The 20,657-nt window shown below is 45.4% G+C and carries 16 protein-coding genes, 1 tRNA gene and 1 other RNA gene; 3 read left to right on the forward strand and 15 right to left on the reverse strand.

The annotated features are described in order from the left end of the window. Positions 1-266 precede the first annotated feature (266 nt). The 3 genes from ABXS70_RS25195 to ABXS70_RS25205 all read right to left on the reverse strand — a co-directional run bounded on the left by ABXS70_RS25195 (position 267) and on the right by ABXS70_RS25205 (position 2,416). Positions 267-566, reverse strand: a complete 300-nt coding sequence (locus ABXS70_RS25195) for a hypothetical protein (protein WP_366291828.1) — start codon at positions 564-566, stop codon at positions 267-269. Positions 567-1,312: 746 nt separating this feature from the next. After that, a complete protein-coding gene (locus ABXS70_RS25200) occupies positions 1,313-1,879 on the reverse strand; it encodes a hypothetical protein (protein ID WP_366291831.1) in 567 nt (188 codons plus the stop codon). Positions 1,880-2,098: 219 nt separating this feature from the next. Further along, positions 2,099-2,416 (reverse strand): RNHCP domain-containing protein, encoded by a 318-nt coding sequence (locus tag ABXS70_RS25205; RefSeq protein WP_342553725.1) that lies wholly within the window; start codon positions 2,414-2,416, stop codon positions 2,099-2,101. Positions 2,417-3,068: 652 nt separating this feature from the next. Between ABXS70_RS25205 and ABXS70_RS25210 the strand changes: the two genes are divergently transcribed. Next, positions 3,069-3,374 (forward strand): hypothetical protein, encoded by a 306-nt coding sequence (locus ABXS70_RS25210; protein ID WP_342553724.1) that lies wholly within the window; start codon positions 3,069-3,071, stop codon positions 3,372-3,374. A 408-nt stretch (positions 3,375-3,782) separates the two neighbouring features. Here ABXS70_RS25210 and ssrA read toward each other — a convergent pair. From ssrA to ABXS70_RS25260, 10 genes are all read right to left on the reverse strand, one after another. Continuing rightward, positions 3,783-4,147: a transfer-messenger RNA gene (gene ssrA, locus ABXS70_RS25215) on the reverse strand. Between the two features lie 600 nt (positions 4,148-4,747). Next, the gene (gene smpB, locus ABXS70_RS25220; protein WP_342553708.1) at positions 4,748-5,230 is read right to left on the reverse strand and encodes an SsrA-binding protein SmpB; all 483 of its coding nucleotides are present in this window, start codon (positions 5,228-5,230) and stop codon (positions 4,748-4,750) included. Between the two features lie 269 nt (positions 5,231-5,499). Next, a complete protein-coding gene (rnr, locus tag ABXS70_RS25225; RefSeq protein WP_366291836.1) occupies positions 5,500-8,313 on the reverse strand; it encodes a ribonuclease R in 2,814 nt (937 codons plus the stop codon). A gap of 600 nt (positions 8,314-8,913) precedes the next feature. Beyond that, positions 8,914-9,147, reverse strand: coding sequence for a preprotein translocase subunit SecG (secG, locus tag ABXS70_RS25230; protein WP_111270229.1), 234 nt, complete (start codon positions 9,145-9,147; stop codon positions 8,914-8,916). Between the two features lie 270 nt (positions 9,148-9,417). Next, complete coding sequence (gene eno, locus ABXS70_RS25235; RefSeq protein ID WP_123066178.1) at positions 9,418-10,704, reverse strand: phosphopyruvate hydratase; 1,287 nt, start codon at positions 10,702-10,704, stop codon at positions 9,418-9,420. A 278-nt stretch (positions 10,705-10,982) separates the two neighbouring features. Next, positions 10,983-12,527, reverse strand: coding sequence for a 2,3-bisphosphoglycerate-independent phosphoglycerate mutase (gene gpmI / locus ABXS70_RS25240; protein ID WP_311281926.1), 1,545 nt, complete (start codon positions 12,525-12,527; stop codon positions 10,983-10,985). Between the two features lies 1 nt (position 12,528). Beyond that, entirely contained in the window at positions 12,529-13,281 is a 753-nt protein-coding gene (gene tpiA, locus ABXS70_RS25245) for a triose-phosphate isomerase (protein ID WP_342553705.1), read from the reverse strand. A 33-nt stretch (positions 13,282-13,314) separates the two neighbouring features. Beyond that, positions 13,315-14,496, reverse strand: a complete 1,182-nt coding sequence (locus tag ABXS70_RS25250) for a phosphoglycerate kinase (protein WP_366291841.1) — start codon at positions 14,494-14,496, stop codon at positions 13,315-13,317. Between the two features lie 149 nt (positions 14,497-14,645). Further along, positions 14,646-15,653: a type I glyceraldehyde-3-phosphate dehydrogenase gene (gene gap / locus ABXS70_RS25255; protein WP_154959906.1), complete on the reverse strand. Its 1,008-nt coding sequence runs from the start codon at positions 15,651-15,653 to the stop codon at positions 14,646-14,648. 122 nt (positions 15,654-15,775) lie between these two features. Continuing rightward, positions 15,776-16,801 carry a sugar-binding domain-containing protein gene (locus ABXS70_RS25260; RefSeq protein WP_366291844.1) on the reverse strand — a complete coding sequence of 342 codons (1,026 nt, stop codon included), beginning with the start codon at positions 16,799-16,801 and terminating at the stop codon, positions 15,776-15,778. Between the two features lie 494 nt (positions 16,802-17,295). Here ABXS70_RS25260 and ABXS70_RS25265 point away from each other — a divergent pair. Together ABXS70_RS25265 and clpP are read left to right on the forward strand one after the other, a co-directional pair. Next, a tRNA-Arg gene (locus ABXS70_RS25265) sits at positions 17,296-17,370 on the forward strand. 180 nt (positions 17,371-17,550) lie between these two features. Next, positions 17,551-18,147 carry an ATP-dependent Clp endopeptidase proteolytic subunit ClpP gene (gene clpP, locus ABXS70_RS25270; protein WP_090924795.1) on the forward strand — a complete coding sequence of 199 codons (597 nt, stop codon included), beginning with the start codon at positions 17,551-17,553 and terminating at the stop codon, positions 18,145-18,147. 249 nt (positions 18,148-18,396) lie between these two features. On the opposite strand, the gene ABXS70_RS25275 is transcribed toward clpP, so the two are convergent. Both ABXS70_RS25275 and ABXS70_RS25280 read right to left on the reverse strand, forming a co-directional pair. After that, the gene (locus tag ABXS70_RS25275) at positions 18,397-19,494 is read right to left on the reverse strand and encodes a stalk domain-containing protein (protein WP_366291847.1); all 1,098 of its coding nucleotides are present in this window, start codon (positions 19,492-19,494) and stop codon (positions 18,397-18,399) included. A 371-nt stretch (positions 19,495-19,865) separates the two neighbouring features. Then, entirely contained in the window at positions 19,866-20,621 is a 756-nt protein-coding gene (locus ABXS70_RS25280) for an SIMPL domain-containing protein (RefSeq protein WP_342553701.1), read from the reverse strand. Positions 20,622-20,657 lie beyond the last annotated feature (36 nt).

Here is a 20,657-nt window from a genome sequence, read left to right on the forward strand (position 1 = left end):
CTCTTGGGATTGATCTTCCTCATCTCGGAATGGAGTGTGGGCAGAAAATCACTTCAGCAGAAGAGAAATAAGGAACTAATGAAGATGAGAATGCAGGACATTAAATAAAGTTATACCGACATGAAATGACCACCTGATCTAGTCGGGTGGCCATTTTTCTAAATCAAAATGTGAAATACTTCATCTACCTATGTAATCTTCTACAGTTAGAATTAAATGCTGTTATTAATACTAAAGATGTATACAGCACATCTAACTTATTATATTTATTCCCCCACCAATTTCTTAAAAATCTTTTCCTGCTGCTTCTGTGCTTCTATAGCGTTACGAGCTGGTGCAAAATATTTACCGTCATCCTGATCAATGAATAGAAAATATATTTCTTCGAACCTCGAATCTCCCCATACAATATCGATCAGTTCGTGTGTAATCTCGTCCCCATTTCGTTTCTGGGTCAGGAATACTGGGAAGTCCTCGGCCCCTTCCACCTTCATATACAATCGCTCAAGAAAGCTCGTATTTTTTCCTGCCTCTACTGTCTCGTATGTATCATCATTTACTTTCATGACTCCTACATATCTGTTAGGACTAAAAAGATTCCGGCAGCCTTTCACTTCAATAGAAACTTCTATAGTCGTTCCATCTATTGAAGATGCTGTATATTGTTGATTTACATCATAGGGGTACTTATACCAGACGGTTATCCCAAGAACTACAAGCATAATAAGCAGTAAAATTCTTTTAATGGTGATGTCCTCCTAAGTTCAGGTTGATAACCCACACCTTAAGCCTTGATTGACTTCCGATATAAATGTACCATAATTTATAATAAATGTAGTTCAGTTAAGATGCTGCAGCATTTTCTTATTACTCAGATAACTATGATGATCAACGGTCTATCTGTGGAGTTCACTGATGAACCAATGTTTCTTTACATCGTGCTCTATAGTGTTTTTCAAATCACTTTCCTTACCTTAATTAAAGGAGGTATCCTGTGTTTAATATTTTCTCCAAACTCTATTCAGAGTACTTATTAATTCCCAGGCCGCTGCGTTTAATAGTTCTATGGGGATGGATCATTCTATTATTCATCGTAGGATATACATTCAATTGGTTTAACTTTTAAAATAAGCAGTCTAGGTTCTTCTCTCCGCTTTTATCAATCCTCTGATTGTTCAGAACTGTTTTCTTGACCAAGAGACAGGATAGTCCGAGCTACCCTCAGGCTTACGCATACCACACTCCTCCATGATCCGGGTTTACGTCCAATCTTCTTTCACTCGTGAGACGAATAGCCTCTTTCTTCTTCTCTTCACTGTATGGAGAGATCATTGCCCAGATGCAAACTTAATTTTCCAGTCATTCCGTGAGCGGAAGATATGTTCAAATAAAATTCTCCAGTTGGCCAAGCTTTCTCACTATAAAATGTATGTTCTTTACCGTCTGCTGAAACAGTCCCGGACATTTTCGCTGCACCAGTTGTAGATCCTTGGTTAATCGTGAATGTGATTGGTTGTGAACCTGTGTTTATAAAGCTCACTTTTACATAGTCAAATCCATCTGGAAATTTAAACTGTTTCGTAGTAGAAGTACCTGCGAGATCTTCATTATTGATTACTGTAGATGCAGGTAAGGATGTAGTAGTAGATTCATCTGCTAATTCTGGCCCTTTAATTGAATCGGTGGTATAGATGTATAGGAAGATAATTACACCGATAGAAATTAGAACTGACAGAAATATTTTTGTGGTATTTTTCATAAAAAGATAATCTCCAAATATAGAATTATTATTGTCAGGAGGAAGATAGCCCTTAGATTTGGTTTCACTCACGGTAATCATACTCTTGCTATTTCCCAGCAGCATCAAATATAATTTCAAATTGATTACCTTCTGCATCCTCACGAATGCGCCTGTTGTTCTTTATAGCCATAGCCGCGATAAGGAAGGCGGAGTGTGGGACAGCAAACACGTCAGGATCGTACTGCAGAATCATACGTATACAGGCCACGACCATTTTAAACCTGTGCTATGGGAAGAAAGCAAATACCCCTTTCAGTTCCGAATCTAAAAGGGGTGGAACTAACCATCATCTTTACTCTAATATGGCAGATTTAATGTCATAAAGCTTAAAATATCGTCTTCTTGTTTCGTATCCACAGCGATTTTATTACGCTGCATTTTTTTGCAAGATGTACATTCATGTACAATTTGATATCCTTTTTTACTAGAAAATTCGAGTTGAATGGGCTTCATTAATCCTTTACAACTACTTAAACGATCGCCTGGTCTATTGTCTAGATGCTTAGAAAATAAGCAAATTGGACAATGATTTCTAAAGCTTCCGTTTGTTAATGGTTCAACATATGCATGACAGTTTTCACAACGGAAACTTGTATTCTCAGTTTTTCTACTCAACGTATCTTCCTCCAAGATGAATTATTTCATCTGAAGAAAGGGTTCCGTTTAGTTTTCCTATCACAAGATAGTTTCAGGCTTTTAAAGGGAAGTGACAAATTCACCGTCTTGTTTTGCAAAACGATTACTTCTAGTTCCTACTTCACAAAAGCATCTTTCATCTTTTGATCCGAACCACGATTGATTTTCATGTTTTGTATCAACCACTGTAAGACGGACTTACTCCACCTTCCACTAGTAAGTGTTCACCTCTAATCACTGACAAAGGCATTCGTCCCCTAAAAGACACGTTGGCTTTTATCCAGTAAGTGCATATAAGTAAACTCCATTTCATTGAGATAATAGTTAGTTCCATATTTAATTATAACAAAATATATTTTTAGTGAATATTCAAACAAACAATAAGCCATCACATTAACCGCACTACGTACAGAGGTACCGCCATGTACATCATCAGAGATATATCGTAATCGACGTCAGAGAAGCCCGAAGCCTTAGAGCCAGAGCGGTTTACCCTCTCACTCGATCTCCTTCGGCTCATTCCGTTTAAAAGAATGGAGACCTGGTATCAATCGCATGCAGACCGTCACTCCCCTATAGGCTTCTGCATAGAATGGAGAAAATGAAAGAATCTACATTGGAGGTCATGACCATGAACTTGCAACTGCAGGGGCAACAAGAACAAACATTGTTTCGAATGGATCCAACCACGATGAATAACTTAAAATCCATTCAAGACCATGTAACAAATATATGTAAAAACAATGTTAATGCACTTGTTCGAGTGGAGACAGCAGATGGCGATGTCTTTGAAGGGTTACTCATCCACTGCGAAAGGGGAATTGTATACTTAAAACTACCAAGCCCTGTGACTAATCGAGGCTTTGTTCCTGGTTTCCACAATGATGTCGTATTACCCCTAGTGCTGTTCAATTTACTTGCCATTTCATTATTATAGGCTCGACCCGAGCCTAATCCTATAATTAAGGAGTGAAATCTTATGGCATTCATGCCGCCTCAAGGACCACAAGGAGCACAGCAGCCACCATCCTCTCCTCCTCCACAATTCACACCACCGCAACCCGCTGCTGCAGCGTTCGCCATCGACCCCGGAGCTATTGCTGGTTGTTTATTCCGCAACACATACGTGTGGCTAAGAAATGGGAACGCGTTCTGGTTCTTCCCAACCTTTATAGGGCGTACATCCGTTGCAGGTTTTAGATGGACCGGTCGATTATGGGTGTTTACTGGGGTTGATCTAAGAAGCATTGTATCATTTACATGTTTTTAGAGAAGAAGATAGCACCCCCTTTTCAACCCATCAAAAACAAAAAAGCACCCTATCGGGTGCTTTTTTTAATACTACTAATGGAGGCGAGGGGAGTCGAACCCCTGTCCGAAGATAACGACACATAAGCTTCTACGGGTGTAGTCACAGTTTTGATGTCACCCGAGTATCGCCCCGTAACCGGCTATACGTTGGGTCAGCCTGATTGTCTTCTTCAGCACACCCCAGGCGGAGATGTGACAGCGTATCCCACTACTTGTTAGCCCCTAATCCTGTCACATGGGCGATGCAGGTTAGAAGCACGCACACAGTTTCTTAGGCTGCGAAAGCGTAGTTTGTTTGTTGTTTGCCGTTTAATAGGCTTTAGCGTTGATGAAGCGGACGCGTCCCCACTACCCGCTACCTATGCTCGAACTATCCCCGTCGAATCCATAAACGCCCCCTCATATAAGAAGGGCTCCAGGATTAATCCGTGAATACGGAGCAAAGGTGCTGCACATCTAATCCCTCCAAGGTGAAAAGATGTTTCTTACATACTCGGCATTCCTGTCTGCTGCATGAATAATCATATCACAGCTCAGACTGCCGAAATAGTGCAGATTGCTGGAAGGCAATCCAGTGTATTGAGCACAGATACAAGGTTATCCAACTTGGCCTTATAACCACGCCATCAGGCTCAATCGTCTACATATTATACCGCGTCAACCATCGGAAGTAAAGTTTACCCAACTGCATATCGTATCTAATAAAATAAAACACCACATCTTTGCCGTTAAAGGTGTGCAGGCAATTTGGAGCTGCAGCGATGGGATAACACCAACGTAAACACCTCACATAAACATGCGTAGAATGCACTTTGCAGCCGTTAGTTATATTAATTTACCCACGCTTTAACAAACTTACGCAGACTATACAGAAAAACCTCACGCTCACCTGATATCAGGCAAGCCGCGAGGACTCTTCATTGCATCAAATCATCGATATGCTAAGCCAACAAGCTCAACATTTGCATACCAATTTGCTTATACGAATAGTAATTCTCTTTAACGCGCAACCTTCTGCTTTTCACGCAGAGCACGTTGGATATCACGCTGCGCATCCCGCTTCGCGGCAGTGTCACGTTTATCATACTGCTTCTTACCTTTACCCAGGCCAAGCAGCAGCTTCGCATAACCATTGCGAATATAAATTTTCAACGGCACAATACTGTATCCATCCTGCTTGGACAGTCCAAGCAGCTTATGAATCTGCACTTTATGCATTAACAACTTACGTGTGCGTGTTGGATCAATTGGATTATGCCGATTCCCTTGTTCAAAAGGACTAATATGCATATTGTGAATATGAATCTCACCGTTGCGAATCGTCGCAAACGCATCACCGATATTCGCACGGCCGTTCCGAAGAGACTTGATCTCCGTACCGGTCAATACCATGCCCGCTTCATACGTATCTTCAATGAAGTAGTCATGGGAAGCCTTTTTGTTCTGTGCAAGCACTTTACTCTGTCCATCATTCTTGCCCATGTCCTCACTCCTTCTTCGTAAAATAAACCCGTATCACGCTGTATCAGTACAGCATCCATGGTGCACCAAAACACCTGTGCCAGACCTTAATTGTAGCAAGGACGGCTGTTAAAATCAAGAAAGAGGCAGCCTCTGCCGCCTCCTCTCATTACCCTTTCCAGCTCATGCGAAACCGAATCCCATATTGATGGTTTGCAGACTTATTGATATTGAAACGCAAGCAGAAACGATTAGATCAACCGATTTTGCCCGCAGCGTCAACGTGGCTCTTACTTCTTTTTCTTGCGTACAAAAGCTGCCGTACTGTTTCCAGCTCCGCCTTTGTTCTTCTTCCGCTTGCGACGCGGTGCTCCGCCTTCTTGCGCGCCGCCCGGTGTAGCATTTTCGCCGATAAAAATACCGCTAGGTGAGGTGTTCTTACGTTTACCTCCACTTTTGCCACCTTTAACGCTGCCACTCTTACCGGATTTGAAGATTCCTTCTCCACGGCCACTTCCATTCAGGCTGCTTCCCTGACTACGCTCACCTGATCCGCTATCCTGACCCGCTGGGGATGAGCTATATCCGCCCTTGCCCGAGCCAAAACCGAAGCTCACTGCACCTTTACCACGACTACCTGAAGCGCCTGCGCCTGCATTTGCATCACTCGCACGACGTTCACCTTTAGGTCTGCCGCTGCCTTTACCAGCAAATCCACCCGCTGATGAGCCAGCACCTGCTCCGGCATTTACCGTTCCGCCACGCCCACCGCGAGCACCTTTACTACTGTCTTCTGCCGTTCTGCCCCCGCGGTCACGTTTACCGCCTGCACCAGCTCCGCCGCCTTTGCCGCCACGGCTTCCACCGAAGCCACCTTTGGCTCCGCCTCGGCTGCCTCCGCTACCAGGACGACCACCTTTACCACCGCGAGCACCACGATCGAAACCGCCATCACGTTCTCGGCGAGGTTTCATATCTACCATTTCAAAATCGATCGTATATTCTTCCATGCTTACACGGGCTACACGAATCTTCACTTCGTCACCGATGCGGAACACCTTGGAAGTACGTTCCCCAATCAAAGCCATATGCTGATCGTCAAAATGGTAGTAATCATCTGTCAGGGCACTGAGGCGAATCAAACCTTCTACCGTGTTCTCCAGCTCAATAAACATACCAAAGCTGGTTACACTGCTGATGATGCCTTCAAACTCTTCACCAACTTTGTCGAGCATGTATTCGGCTTTTTTCATTTTCTCCGTATCCCGCTCAGCTTCAACCGCTACACGTTCACGTTCCGAGGACTGCTGTGCGATATCCGACATGCGGCTTGCCAAGTACTCCTGACGGTTTTCAGGTAATGCTCCGTTATTCTCAATGACCTCTCGAATGACGCGGTGAATAACCAGATCGGGATAACGACGAATCGGAGATGTGAAGTGACTATAGAATTCTGCCGCCAGACCAAAGTGGCCCGACATTTGCGAGTCATATTTAGCCTGTTTCATGGAACGCAGCATCATCGTACTAATGACTGTCTGCTCCTTCGTGCCGTTAATATCCTCGAGCAGCGATTGAAGCGCTCGTGGATGAACAGAATTGCCTCGTCCTTTGACATGGTGTCCAAAATTCGCCGCAAAGGCGAGAAAATTTTGCAGTTTTTCCTGATCTGGATCTTCATGCACACGATAGATGAACGGCACTTTGAGCCAGTGAAAATGTTCAGCTACTGTCTCATTGGCTGCAAGCATGAATTCCTCAATGATTTGTTCCGCAATGGAACGCTCCCGTTTCACAATATCCACCGGTTTACAGTTCTCATCGACAATAATTTTGGACTCTTCAAAATCAAAGTCAACCGCTCCCCGGCGCATACGCATCGCACGAAGCTTCAAAGCAATCTCTTTCATCAAGTGGAAGTCATCCACCAAATCTTTATAACGCTCAAGCAGCTCCGGCTCTTCGCCTTCGAGTATTTTACGTACGTTAGAGTATGTCATACGTTCTTTCGTCTTAATGACACTTGTGAAAATATCGTGCTTCACAACTTTCATCTGATCGTTAAACTCCATCTCACAGGACAATGTCAGACGATCTACCTGCGGATTCAAACTGCAGATCCCGTTGGACAGCCGCTGCGGCAGCATCGGAATAACTCGGTCAACGAGATACACACTGCATCCACGGTTATACGCTTCTTGATCCAGTTTGGAGTTCTCACGCACATAGTAACCCACATCCGCAATATGAACACCCAGACGGTAGTTTCCGTTTGGCAGTTTTTCCACGTTAACGGCATCATCCAGATCCTTCGCATCCTCACCATCAATCGTAACGATGTTCAGACCACGCAGGTCACGGCGTCCCTGCTGAATAATCTCTTCATCTGTAATGGAATCCGGCGCTTTTTCCGCTTCTTCCATCACTTCTTCCGGGAAAGCTTCAGGCAGCTGATGCTTGCGAATGACGGACAAAATATCAATACCCGGCTCATCCTTGTGTCCCAGAATCTCAATAATTTCCCCCTCAGCTGCCGCACGGCCTTCCGGATAACTGACAATTTTGGCAACGACCTTTTGTCCATCCACTGCACCAGCAAAATTCGTACGCGGGATAAAGATATCACGATTAATCCGTTTATCATCCGGAATGACAAATCCATACACTTCGTGGCTCTGGAAAACACCCACAACTTGTGTGATTGCACGCGTCACAATCCGTACGATCTCGCCTTCAAGACGACCACCGGACGGTCCTTGAGAAGTCACTTTGACAAGCACCGTATCTCCATTCATTGCACTTTTCATATCGTTCGCATGGATATAAACATCCGGGTGTTCCCGATCTTCAGGAATAAGAAAAGCAAACCCTTTTGCATGCGCCTGCAGGCGCCCACGCACTAAATTCATGCGTTCCGGCATGCCATAGCGGTTGTTACTTGTGAGCAAAATTTGGCCGGATTCCTCCAGCGTATTCAGCATAATCAAAAAGGCTCGGAAATCAGCAGCATCTTCAATCTGAAAGTGCTGTTCCAGCTCCTGATAAGTCATTGGTTTATAAGCGGTCTCCCGCATGAAGTCGAGTAATTGTTGTTCGGTTATCATTATTTTTCACCTCGGGAAACGTAAGAGTGTAGTCTGTTCTCTTCTCTTTATGTATCGGAATCCGTGCCGTATTCGAACAGATGCCATACGGTTCATTTGTTGATGAATTTCCGAATACCGCGGCCTTACTATCTCATACCCTAGTATACACGAATTCAATCCAGCCCATCCGTACCTGCTCAAAAAACAAAACCACCTTTGGCTGACTGCTGCTTCCAGCCTGACATTTAAGTATGGCTGTTTCAAACAGTTTATGCAGGGAGTACACTGCCCGATCTGATCGGGAACAGACTTTTTGGAAAAATCAGTACAATGCAAGAAGGTACCATTAGAATGCGCAGCGACTGGCAAGGACATGCCTGCCTTACTAAAGGAACTTTTATTAGTGAAAGGGGCATCGAACGGAGTGAGAAGTCAAACCAGTGTTTAGCGTATTAGAGTTTACATGGAGGACTTCGGCGACGAACAGCATTGTTGTTTTGGTAAACTTTGGGTCAATAAAAATCTATTAAAAAACCTCCGTTTCTGCACGAAACGAAGGTTTATCCGTTAAGCCATTGGCTTCAGCTATTCGATTTGATTCGACGGCTTAAATCCAAGTTACTTGGAGACCACCGTAACAATAATAGCCAAGATCATAAATCCTGCACCCAGTACTACTGTGGCACGTTGCAAGAAAAGATCCAATCCGCGCGCTTTCGTTTTACCGAAAAGATGTTCCGCACCACCGGAGATGGCACCCGCCAAACCAGCGCTTTTCCCGTGCTGCAGCAATACTACAGTGATTAGACCGATCGAGAAAACAACGAGCAGCAATTTCAAAGCAATATCCATTCTTTCCACCTCCTACCCATGTGGGCATAACATCTCACCATAAAAACAGTTACTTTAATTGTAGCACAGCTGTGGTTGTACTACAAGTAGTACAATGCATGCAATTTCTATTTGAAATAGCCATCTTACAGCTTCTGAAGGGCATGCCATATCAAACTTTATCCACGTAATAACCTGCCTACTCATTAGACCCAGCCTCTTACCTGCTGCACCATCATCAAAAAAAGACAAGCCGGTTACCCGGCTTGCCCGAAAAGCTGTGTAAACAGCTTATTTTTTGAGGTTGTAGAACCCTTTAAGACCATTGTATTGAGCAAGCTCATCCAATTGATCTTCGATACGAAGCAATTGGTTGTATTTTGCGATACGGTCTGTACGGGAAGGAGCACCTGTTTTGATTTGACCCGCGTTAGTTGCAACAGCAATGTCAGCGATTGTGCTGTCTTCGGACTCACCGGAACGGTGAGAGATTACAGCTGTATATCCTGCACGTTTAGCCATTTCTATTGCATCAAATGTTTCAGTCAATGTACCGATTTGGTTTACTTTGATCAGGATGGAGTTACCGATACCTTGCTCGATACCTCTAGCAAGACGCTCCGTGTTTGTTACGAACAAGTCGTCACCAACGAGCTGTACTTTGTCACCCAATTTTTCAGTGAGCAATTTCCAACCATCCCAGTCATCTTCGGACATACCGTCTTCGATTGTGATGATTGGGTATTTCTCAACCCATGAAGCCAGAAGGTCAACATACTCTGCGGAAGTGTAGGATTTACCTTCACCAGCCAAAGTGTATTTACCATCTTTGTAGAACTCAGTGGAAGCAACGTCCATACCCAGGAATACGTCAACACCTGGTTTGTAACCTGCTTTTTCGATTGCTTCGATGATTGTAGTGATTGCTTCTTCGTTAGACCCCAAGTTTGGTGCGAAACCACCTTCGTCACCTACAGCTGTGTTCAAGCCTTTGGAGCTCAGTACGGATTTCAGGTTGTGGAAGATCTCTGCGCCTACGCGAAGAGCTTCTTTGAAGCTTGGTGCGCCAACTGGCAGTACCATGAACTCTTGTACATCGATGTTGTTGTCCGCGTGCTCACCACCGTTGATGATGTTCATCATTGGTACCGGCAGTGCTTTTGCGTTGAATCCGCCCAAGTAAACATACAGCGGCAATTCCAGAGCGTCAGCAGCAGCACGTGCTACAGCCATGGATACAGCCAGGATTGCGTTTGCACCCAATTTACCTTTGTTTGGCGTACCATCCAAAGCGATCATCAATTTGTCGATACCCAGTTGATCCAACGCATCCATACCGATAACTTCTGGAGCGATGATTTCATTTACGTTTTTAACAGCTTGCAGAACGCCTTTACCGAGGTAACGGGATTTGTCACCATCGCGAAGCTCAACAGCTTCGTGGGCACCAGTGGATGCACCGGATGGAACGATTGCGCGTCCGATTGCGCCGGACTCCAGGTATACTTCAACTTCAACTGTAGGGTTACCGCGGGAGTCGAGGACTTCGCGAGCGTACACGTCAGAAATAATAGTCATGTGTGATAATCTCCTTTAATTTTTGAATTTATTTTAATACGTTCAGAATAGGTGAGTTTCACCAAGCCACTCCGCATGCAGCACCATCTTCCAATCGCTGTTATCCCCGGATTCCTTTGAACTTATTTTCATAAGTTGGAATCATGTGATAAAGGCGAAGCGTATGCTTACGATGCCAGCTTTCTTTCGAAAGCTTTTAGCTAACGCTTCTTCAGATTGGTTCTGCCCGCTTCGTTCCAAGTTCCACTCTGTCTTATTCGACAACCTATTAAAACGAATTACTTACGGGTAGCAATAACGGACGTTCCCGTCATTTCTGCCGGTTGTGGCAGTTGCATCAGGTCAAGAATAGTTGGCGCAATATCGGCCAAAATTCCGCCCTCACGCAGCGTTACATTTGGATCAGTCACAATAAATGGAACCGGGTTTGTGGTATGAGCTGTGAACGGACGTCCCTGCTCATCAAACACCATATCCGCGTTACCGTGATCCGCAGTGATCAGCACTACTCCGCCTTTGGCAAGTACCGCGTCTACAACGCGACCCATGCACTCATCCGTCACTTCAACCGCTTTGATCGTTGGCTCCAGCATACCGGAGTGTCCAACCATGTCGGGGTTAGCAAAGTTCAGGATAATCGCATCGTGTTTATCCGCTTCAATCTCACGGACTGCTGCATCTGCTACTTCATAAGCGCTCATCTCTGGTTGCAGGTCATACGTTGCTACCTTAGGTGAGTTGATCAGCACTCGAGTTTCGCCCGGAAGCTCTACATCGCGGCCGCCGCTGAAGAAGAAGGTTACATGCGGGTATTTCTCAGTTTCAGCAATACGCAGTTGTTTTTTGTTGTTCTGTACCAGCACTTCACCCAGCGTATTGTCGAGGTTCTTCGGCTCGTAAGCCACATAACCTTCAACCGTCTCGCTGAACAATGTCAGGCACACAAAGTGCAAGCCCACTGGGAACTTCGGTCCACGATCGAAACCGCGGAAGTCGGAGTTCGTGAATACTTGCGACAACTGGATCGCACGGTCAGGACGGAAGTTCAGGAAGATAACGGAATCGCCGCTCTCTACCAGACCTACCGGTTCACCGTCCGCTTGAACGATAACCGTTGGTTCAACGAATTCGTCGAATACGGATTTCTCATACGATTCTTCAACCGCTTTGAGTGGATCCGTGTATTTCGGCCCATCACCATAAACGATAGCGCGGTAAGATTTCTCCACACGCTCCCACCGTTTGTCACGGTCCATAGCATAATAGCGGCCTTGAACCGTTGCGATTTTACCTACACCCACTTCATCAATCTTGGCGATCAGCTTCTGCATGAAGTCTTTACCGCTATCCGGCATAACGTCACGGCCATCAAGGAAGGCATGAATATATACTTCATTCATTTCTTCTTTTTTAGCCAAATCCAGCATAGCGAACAAGTGGTCGATGTGACTATGTACGCCACCATCGGACAACAAGCCATAGAGATGAAGCTTTTTACCGTTCTGTTTCGCCTCGCGTACCGCTTTGACAAGTGTTTCATTGTCATAAAACTCGCCGTCACGAATGGATTTGGAGATACGGGTCAAATCCTGATATACGATCCGGCCGGCACCAATGTTCAGGTGACCTACCTCGGAGTTCCCCATTTGGCCTTCCGGCAAACCTACAGCCTCACCGCAAGCAGTCAAAGTTGTATGTGGAAACTGGCTCATAAAACGGTCATAGTTCGGTTTTTTGGCTTGCGCTACCGCATTGCCTTCCACCGTGTTACGCAGACCGAAGCCATCCATAATGATCAGTGCTACAGGTTTTGGAGCTGTCATCTTACTTCGCCCCCTCAACAAGCGCGATGAACGAAGCCGGCTGCAAGCTGGCACCGCCAACAAGTGCGCCGTCGATGTCGCTTTGTCCGAGGTATTCTGTTACGTTTTCCGGTTTCACACTGCCGCCGTATTGAATACGAACTGCATCTGCAACCTGCTCGTTGTACAGATCCTTCACCAATGTACGGATGTAAGCAATAACTTCATTCGCATCTTGGGATGTAGAGGATTTACCTGTACCAATCGCCCAGATAGGCTCATAAGCGATTACAACTTGCGCTGCTTGCTCAGCAGTCAAACCAGCCAGAGCTGCTTCCGTTTGTACCTTGCATACGTCTTTTGTTTGGTTCGCTTCGCGTTCTTCAAGCGTTTCACCAAGGCAGAAGATTGGAGTCAATCCATGACGGAATGCTGCATGCAGTTTTTTATTGACAGTCTCATCGGTTTCCGCAAAATATTGACGGCGCTCCGAGTGACCGATAATGACGTAATCAACACCCAGTTCTTTCAGCATGATACCGCTGATTTCACCAGTGAATGCACCGTTGTCTTCGAAGTGAAGATTTTGTGCACCGATTTTGATGTTAGTGCCTTTCACAGCTTCTACCAGGGATGGCAGGTTTGTAAAAGGTGCGCAGATTACTGTTTCTACGCCTGCGACTTCCGCTTTTCCTTTAACTTCCTGAATGAAGTCATTGGATTCGGAAACCGTTTTGAACATTTTCCAGTTACCCGCGATAATTGGTGTTCTCATTGGTTTCAACTCCTTCATGCTATAGCTTAAAGCTTACTTGTCGTTCAATGCAACTACGCCTGGAAGCACTTTGCCTTCCATGAACTCGAGCGATGCACCGCCACCTGTGGAGATGTGGTCCATTTTGTCAGCCAGTTTGAACTTCTCAGCTGCTGCTGCAGAGTCGCCTCCGCCGATTACGGTGTATGCGGATGTTGTAGCGCAAGCTTCTGCCACTGCACGAGTACCGTGGGAGAATGGCTCAATTTCAAATACGCCCATTGGTCCGTTCCATACAACCAGTTTGGAGTTTTTAACTACGTCAGCATAGATCTCACGTGTTTTAGGACCGATGTCGATACCTTCCCAATCTGCAGGAATGTCGCCAACTTCAACGATTTTCGTGTTTGCGTTCGCACTGAAATCGTCAGAGATTACGATATCCACTGGCAGGTAGAAGTTTTTGCCCAATTTTTTTGCTTTTTCAATAAAGCCCAGAGCTACATCCAGTTTGGATTCATCCAGTAGGGATTGACCCACTTCGTGGCCTTGAGCCTTCATGAATGTGTAAGACAAACCGCCACCGATGATTACGTTGTCTGCAATGTTGAGCAGGTTGTCGATCACATCGATTTTGTCTTTTACTTTGGAACCGCCGATGATTGCCGTGAAAGGACGCTCAGGGTTGGAGATTGCTTTACCCAACACTTCAAGCTCTTTTTCCATCAACAAACCGGACACTGCCGGAAGCAGGTGAGCGATACCTTCTGTAGAAGCATGTGCTCTGTGAGCCGCACCAAACGCGTCATTAACAAACACGTCAGCCAGTTCGGCGAACTGTTTAGCCAGTTCTGGATCATTCTTCTCTTCGCCTGCGTGGAAACGAACGTTCTCAAGCAGCAATACGTCGCCATCTTTCAATGCCGCGACTTGAGCTTTAACTGCTTCACCAACGGAATCATCCGCTTTGGTAACCGGCTTGCCCAACAATTCAGACAAACGCTCAGCCGCTGGCGTCAAACGCATGGATTCTACAACTTCGCCTTTTGGACGACCCATGTGGCTTGCCAAGATGATTTTAGCACCTTTTTCAATCAGATAATTGATTGTAGGCAGTGTCGCACGAATACGTTTGTCATCTGTAATTTTACCATCTTCAAGCGGCACATTGAAATCTACACGGACGAATACCCGTTTTCCATTCAATTCGATATCACGTACACTTTTTTTGTTCATCTCTATTTCCTCCGCACCCATGTATTTGGTGAACCTTTCAAGAGCTTAATGCCTTGTCAGTCCTGGTGTTCATGAGAAATTTGCAAAAGTTCCATATATAAAGAGCGGAAACAATAACAATCTGTTTCCGCTCTATGTTATTACAGATATTACTTGATCATTTTTGCAAAGTGCTCCAATGTGCGAACCAATTGAGCTGTGTAGGACATTTCGTTGTCATACCAAGCTACAGTTTTAACCAATTGTTGGTCGCCCACTGTCAGAACTTTAGTTTGAGTCGCATCGAACAGGGAACCGTAAGTGATACCCACGATGTCGGAAGATACGATTTCGTCTTCAGTGTATCCGAAAGTTTGTGGATCGGAAGCTTCTTTCATTGCTGCGTTAACTTCTTCAGCTGTTACTTTTTTGCCCAGTACAGTTACCAGCTCAGTCAGGGAACCTGTTGGTGTTGGTACGCGTTGTGCTGCACCATCCAATTTACCTTGCAGTTCAGGGATAACCAGACCGATCGCTTTAGCAGCACCAGTTGTGTTAGGAATGATGTTTTCAGCTGCTGCGCGAGCACGACGGAAGTCACCTTTAGGGTGTGGAGCATCCAATGTGTTTTGGTCGCCAGTGTAAGCGTGAATTGTAGTCATCAAACCTTGAACGATTCCGAATTTGTCCTGCAGTGTTTTTGCCATAGGAGCCAGGCAGTTCGTTGTGCAAGATGCGCCGGAGATTACTGTTTCAGTACCATCAAGGATGTCATGGTTTACGTTGTAAACGATCGTTTTCATATCGCCAGTAGCTGGTGCGGAGATAACAACTTTCTTAGCTCCACCTTTCAAGTGTTTCTCAGCTGCTTCTTTCGTTGTGAAGAAACCAGTACATTCCAGAACGATATCTACACCCAGGTCTCCCCAAGGCAGTTCTTCAGGATTGCGGTTAGCCAGTACTTTAACTTCTTTGCCGTTCACTTTGAAGAAGCCGTCGTGTACTTCAACATCGCCATCGAAGCGACCTTGAGTTGTATCATATTTGAGCAAATGAGCCAGCATTTTAGCGTCAGTCAAGTCGTTGATTGCTACAACTTCAATGCCCTCTACATTTTGAATACGGCGGAATGCCAAGCGACCAATACGTCCAAAACCGTTAATACCTACTTTAATCATGAGTAAGTTCCTCCCAAGTTTTGATTTAATTTTTTGATAAAACTATATATTCAAGACAGACGGTGAAGTCCGTCAAGACAACAAAATTTGTGTGAAGAAAAAGGTCATCTCTGATGATCAACCTATTCCATTTCAGCGACGATGATTTCGGCCGCAGCCTCATCTATAATCAGAATATCTTCCTGACCGAAACGCAGTACGGAATGAATGGCAGCCGCCTTGCTCTTGCCGCCCGCAATGCCGATCACCACATCAGTGCGTTCGATATCCTGAAGCCGCATACCCAGTGTAAGCATGGTATGTACCACCTCACCCTGACCATTAAAGTAATACCCGAAGGACTCCGATACAGCACCCTGTTCCTGAAGTTCATCGATGATCTCCGGTGCAAGCTTGCGTCTCTTCGCCATCTCCACAGCATCACCAATACCATGGATCACAATGCGTGATTGCCTGATCAGCTGTAAAATCTCCTGAACACCCGGGTCCTGGATCAGTGATTCATAGGCATGGTCACTAAGCAAATCCGGTACATGCAGGAGTTTATACTGGGCTCCTGCCCGCTTTGCCATCGTGGATGCGATCGTATTGGCCTGAATTTCCAGGCTTTCTCCCAGTCCGCCGCGCGCTGGTACAAACCAGACACCCTTAAGCGAAGTAGGTGGTGTGAGTTGTTCAGCGACTTCAGCCGTTGTCGATCCACCCGTAACGGCGACAACGTCGTTGTCACTCATAATACTGCCGAGAGCCTTTGCTCCGGCTCTTCCAAGTTCCCTCTTGGCGTAAGGAGATACGTCCGAATCACCAGGAACGACAACTACCTTTTGCAGACCGTAGGCTTGCTTGATTCGCTCTTCCAGCTCGGATAATCCAAACAGCTCTTTCGCGACAGGTTCTAACTGCTGCAGCAGATTGGAACCCGCCTCACTGATCTTCATACCGGCGCTGTCAATTTCGATAAGTCCCTGAGCCTTTAACAGATCGGTCTCAGCTCTCAGAACCCGCTCGGTCATCTGCATGGAATTGGCTAACGTTCTCCGCCCAATCACATCCGATAACATGATCTGGTGCAGAATTGTATACCTTTTTTTCAAGACATCCATGAGATCAGGCAGAAGCTGCTTTTGCACTTCTAAAATCGTTCGCATGCTTTCCACTCCCGCAAGCTTCTCGCTCCAAGCTTCTTTCATGGCCCTAAAATGTCCCGGGTTAACTTTTTAAGTCCCACGTTCATTCTACCTAAAACTGACGCGATATGCAAGTGTTTCGAATGCTTATTTCGACACGTTCATAGGCTTCTGTACGCGCCTATTTTCACAACCTCTGCTCATGAAGATAAAATACGAGTTTTCACACCATATATAGAAGAAGGACATCGATCTCATCTATATCTTGCATCCTTTATATTTCATATGGCATGTCCAAAACCTCTTATAGCATGTACCTAAACCCAAGCTTTATCCATTCTTAATTATCATGATCATATCCGAAGCAATTCAAACCACCTGCAAAACAGCTTATAGCCCGTATAGAAGAATGATCATTTTATCGACTGCCAAGAAATCTTGCGCCCTTTACTAAAAGCAGCAGCTTGCAATTCACCACTTCATAAGCTATAATCATTATTGCTGTCACATTATTTGCGCCCGTGGTCCAATGGATATGACGTAGGCCTCCGAAGCCTGAGATCCAAGTTCGATTCTTGGCGGGCGCGCCATCAAGTTTTTAACAGCTCATAATGCAATTAACCAACGAAACCGGAAAGGTTTCTTTTTTTTCAAAGTTAGTTTGACTTTCTTTGACTTTTTGTTTGAGATTGTTTATGATGTGGTTAATACGGTAACAGTTTAAGTATAAACACCAATTTAACTTTTACATTTCCGAGGAGGTTTTTCACGTGAGTTATATTCCAATGGTCGTTGAACAGAGCAACCGGGGTGAGCGCGCCTATGATATTTATTCCAGATTGCTGAAGGATCGTATCATTTTTCTTGGCAGCGACGTGAATGACGTTGTGGCGAATGCCATCATGGCACAGATGTTGTTCCTGGCAGCCGAAGATCCGGAGAAAGACATTCACTTATACATCAACAGCCCAGGCGGATCGATCACAGCGGGTATGGCAATCTACGATACAATGCAGTTCATTAAACCGGATGTATCTACAATTTGCGTAGGTATGGCGGCATCCATGGGTGCATTCCTGCTGAATGCCGGTGCAAAAGGCAAACGTTTCGCGCTGCCGAACAGTGAAATTATGATCCACCAACCTCTTGGTGGTGCACAAGGTCAAGCATCGGATATCGAAATCCGTGCACGCCGCATCCTGAAAATGCGCGATACGCTCAACCGCATCATCTCCGAACGTACTGGGCAGCCACTGGAACGCATCGAAAAAGATACAGATCGTGACTACTTCATGAGCGCTGCTGAAGCAGCCGATTACGGTATCATTGATAAAGTAATCCAAAATGTAGGCTCCCAAGGCATCTAATTCGCGGCCTGTAGGCTTGCAGTGTTATCCCGGGGCGGGCTTCACCAATATATGGTGAGCCCGCCCCGCGTTTATGTCTGGCAGTGAGACAGCATCACCACTCGCCACTGGAGTGTGCTGTCTGTACAAATAAGAAGCCCCTTTCACAATATAGTGAGAGGGGCTTCTTATTTATATATTTTGCGAGAAGAAAGAATAAGTGCTGTTAATTGAGCATAGCTTAGACGATTTTACAGCCCACTTACTTACTTACTTGTCGGATGCGGCACTGCCAAATGGTTCAGTACCCTTAGGCAGAATTTCCTTATAAGTGAATTTCATCTCAGGGAAACCTTCGGCGTATGCTGTGTACTCATACAGCTGGAAGAACACCACTACACCAGATGGTGTCACATAGAAGTCCTGATCTTTGTTGAGACCTTTGTAGCCGCTCAAATATCCCGTGTTCGCTTTCAGCTGCTCGCCAACTTTTTTGCTGATGGTTTCACGCATGGATTTGCTGTTTCCAATCACGTCATCCAGCGTCAATTCCTTACCTGTATCGAGTGCAAATGTGTGCCCTGTGCGATACGTCATACCGTGCGCTCCTGCATAGTCCTCGTAACGCTGCGTAATTAGACCCAGCACGCCGTTCTCATTATAAGTCACCACATACGACGTTTCGAATGCATATGGGCGTTTCGCCGTAGCTCCGCCGAATTCAGACGTCTGTTTTTTGAAAGCAGCCGCTGCCTTATCCACCTCATCTTTGAGCACTTTGTTGATTGCCGCTTCAGCCTCTTTGCTCGCCAGTCCGCTCACCTGCGGATACTGAACATCCACCTCCGCGTTTTTAACCGTCATATTTGCTTTTGTTGATTTCACCTTCACGTTGTTCTGCTTCACTTTGCTCAGGGTCAATGTTTTCGTTTTGGCATCCCAGCTGCCCTGCACGCCCAAATAATCTCTCATGGCAGAGAAGGGAATATACAACCGGCCCTGGATCAACTTCGCTTCCACCTGAGGATAAAAACCGTTAATATACACGTTTGGCTGCCCATCCATCAGACTAACGGTCATGGCGTTATTCGCCACGGTAACCGTGTATGACTTCGTTTTGGCATCATATTTCAATGTACCACCCGCCACATCCTTAACCGCTGTCAGTGACACCCAGGTCGAACCACCTTGGAGCAGGCCTTTTTGCGTCAGCGTTTTACCACCTGATTTTAACGTCACCTCAGCTGGTGTAGTTACTTTGGAAGATACGGATGCCGCTTGAACAGATTGGTCCACCCATGCGGTGCTTCCTCCCATAATTACACCTGCTGCCAATAATGCACTCGTCCACTTTTTCCATGTTTTCATCTATAAAAACTCCTCTCTGATATTCCAATAGGTTTATTGCGCATGTAGAAATATAGATTAGATTGCATAGGCCATACGCTTACCTCTTTATTATAATTAACCCTTTTTCGGAAAGGTTTACATCTCCAGTTACAATGTTGATGAAAATCATGCTGAAAAAAATGCAGAAAATGAACATTTTGTCACGAACAAATAGACAAAAACGACACGATTTTCCCCATCATTCTGTTGGCTTTCCGTACGAAGCGCTCGCTCACTTCCTCAAAGTGTGCATGTGCAACAAAAAAGCACTGCCTGAACGGCAGTACTTTTGTCATTATTTTAAAATCTTGATATTTAATCATTTCAAGTCTGCGATGGAGCAGATTTCATTATTTCATCTCATAAGTGATATTCAGAACGGTGCTCACTTTGACCTGACCGGCTTCGATCTGCGTACCTGCGTTAGAATCACTTTCTGATTTGGACATCAAAGCTTCGTTCGCATAGAGCACGGGGACATTAGCGTCTGGCTGACTTACCGAAAGTACTGTGCCGAGCTCGCGTTTAACCGCTTTGGCAATAGCTCCTGCTTTTACATCTGCATTGGCTACAGCCTTGGCAATTACCTCGGATTCGTATCTCTCCGGATTCTCTACCGTGAAGCGTACGTTCTCAATATTGTTAGCTCCCGCCTGGGATGCTGCATCCAGCAGTTCGCCAATCTTGTCCATATCGCGGTATGTCACCGTCAATGTATGATGCGCTGTGTATCCTTTGACTTTTTGTCCATCTTTCTCATTGTACGTGTAGTTCGGCTGCACGTAGAATTGGCTTGTTTGAATATCATCTGCATTGATCTTCCAAGTGTTTTTCAGCAGATTGGTCACTTTTTGAATTTTAGCGGCATTCGCTTTTTGAGCTGATGCTGCAGTCTCGGCTGCGCTGTTCACACCGATCGAGAGATAAGCAATATCCGGCTTCACCTGAATCTCACCTTTACCTACAACATTAATGACATTCTGCTGTACTCCCTGAACTTCTGCTGCATACGCATAGTTTCCAGGAGCAACATACGCTGTCCCTCCGACCAGCAGCGAACTGGCCACAAGCACTGCACCAAACGGTTTCATCCATTGTTTAGCCATTATGATTAGCCTCCTTATTATGTTAACTTCTCAAAC

Source organism: Paenibacillus sp. AN1007 (genome assembly GCF_040702995.1).
Lineage (GTDB): Bacteria > Bacillota > Bacilli > Paenibacillales > Paenibacillaceae > Paenibacillus.

Excerpts from the sequence above, each read along its gene's own strand:
- rnr (WP_366291836.1), bottom strand. The coding sequence starts at position 8,313 with ATGATAACCGAACAACAATTACTCGACTTCATGCGGGAGACCGCTTAT.
- gap (WP_154959906.1), bottom strand. The coding sequence starts at position 15,653 with ATGATTAAAGTAGGTATTAACGGTTTTGGACGTATTGGTCGCTTGGCA.
- smpB (WP_342553708.1), bottom strand. The coding sequence starts at position 5,230 with ATGGGCAAGAATGATGGACAGAGTAAAGTGCTTGCACAGAACAAAAAG.
- ABXS70_RS25210 (WP_342553724.1), top strand. The coding sequence starts at position 3,069 with ATGAACTTGCAACTGCAGGGGCAACAAGAACAAACATTGTTTCGAATG.
- ABXS70_RS25260 (WP_366291844.1), bottom strand. The coding sequence starts at position 16,801 with ATGCGAACGATTTTAGAAGTGCAAAAGCAGCTTCTGCCTGATCTCATG.
- eno (WP_123066178.1), bottom strand. The coding sequence starts at position 10,704 with ATGACTATTATTTCTGACGTGTACGCTCGCGAAGTCCTCGACTCCCGC.
- ABXS70_RS25195 (WP_366291828.1), bottom strand. The coding sequence starts at position 566 with ATGAAAGTAAATGATGATACATACGAGACAGTAGAGGCAGGAAAAAAT.
- secG (WP_111270229.1), bottom strand. The coding sequence starts at position 9,147 with ATGGATATTGCTTTGAAATTGCTGCTCGTTGTTTTCTCGATCGGTCTA.
- tpiA (WP_342553705.1), bottom strand. The coding sequence starts at position 13,281 with ATGAGAACACCAATTATCGCGGGTAACTGGAAAATGTTCAAAACGGTT.
- ABXS70_RS25275 (WP_366291847.1), bottom strand. The coding sequence starts at position 19,494 with ATGAAAACATGGAAAAAGTGGACGAGTGCATTATTGGCAGCAGGTGTA.
- ABXS70_RS25250 (WP_366291841.1), bottom strand. The coding sequence starts at position 14,496 with ATGAACAAAAAAAGTGTACGTGATATCGAATTGAATGGAAAACGGGTA.
- ABXS70_RS25280 (WP_342553701.1), bottom strand. The coding sequence starts at position 20,621 with ATGGCTAAACAATGGATGAAACCGTTTGGTGCAGTGCTTGTGGCCAGT.
- gpmI (WP_311281926.1), bottom strand. The coding sequence starts at position 12,527 with ATGACAGCTCCAAAACCTGTAGCACTGATCATTATGGATGGCTTCGGT.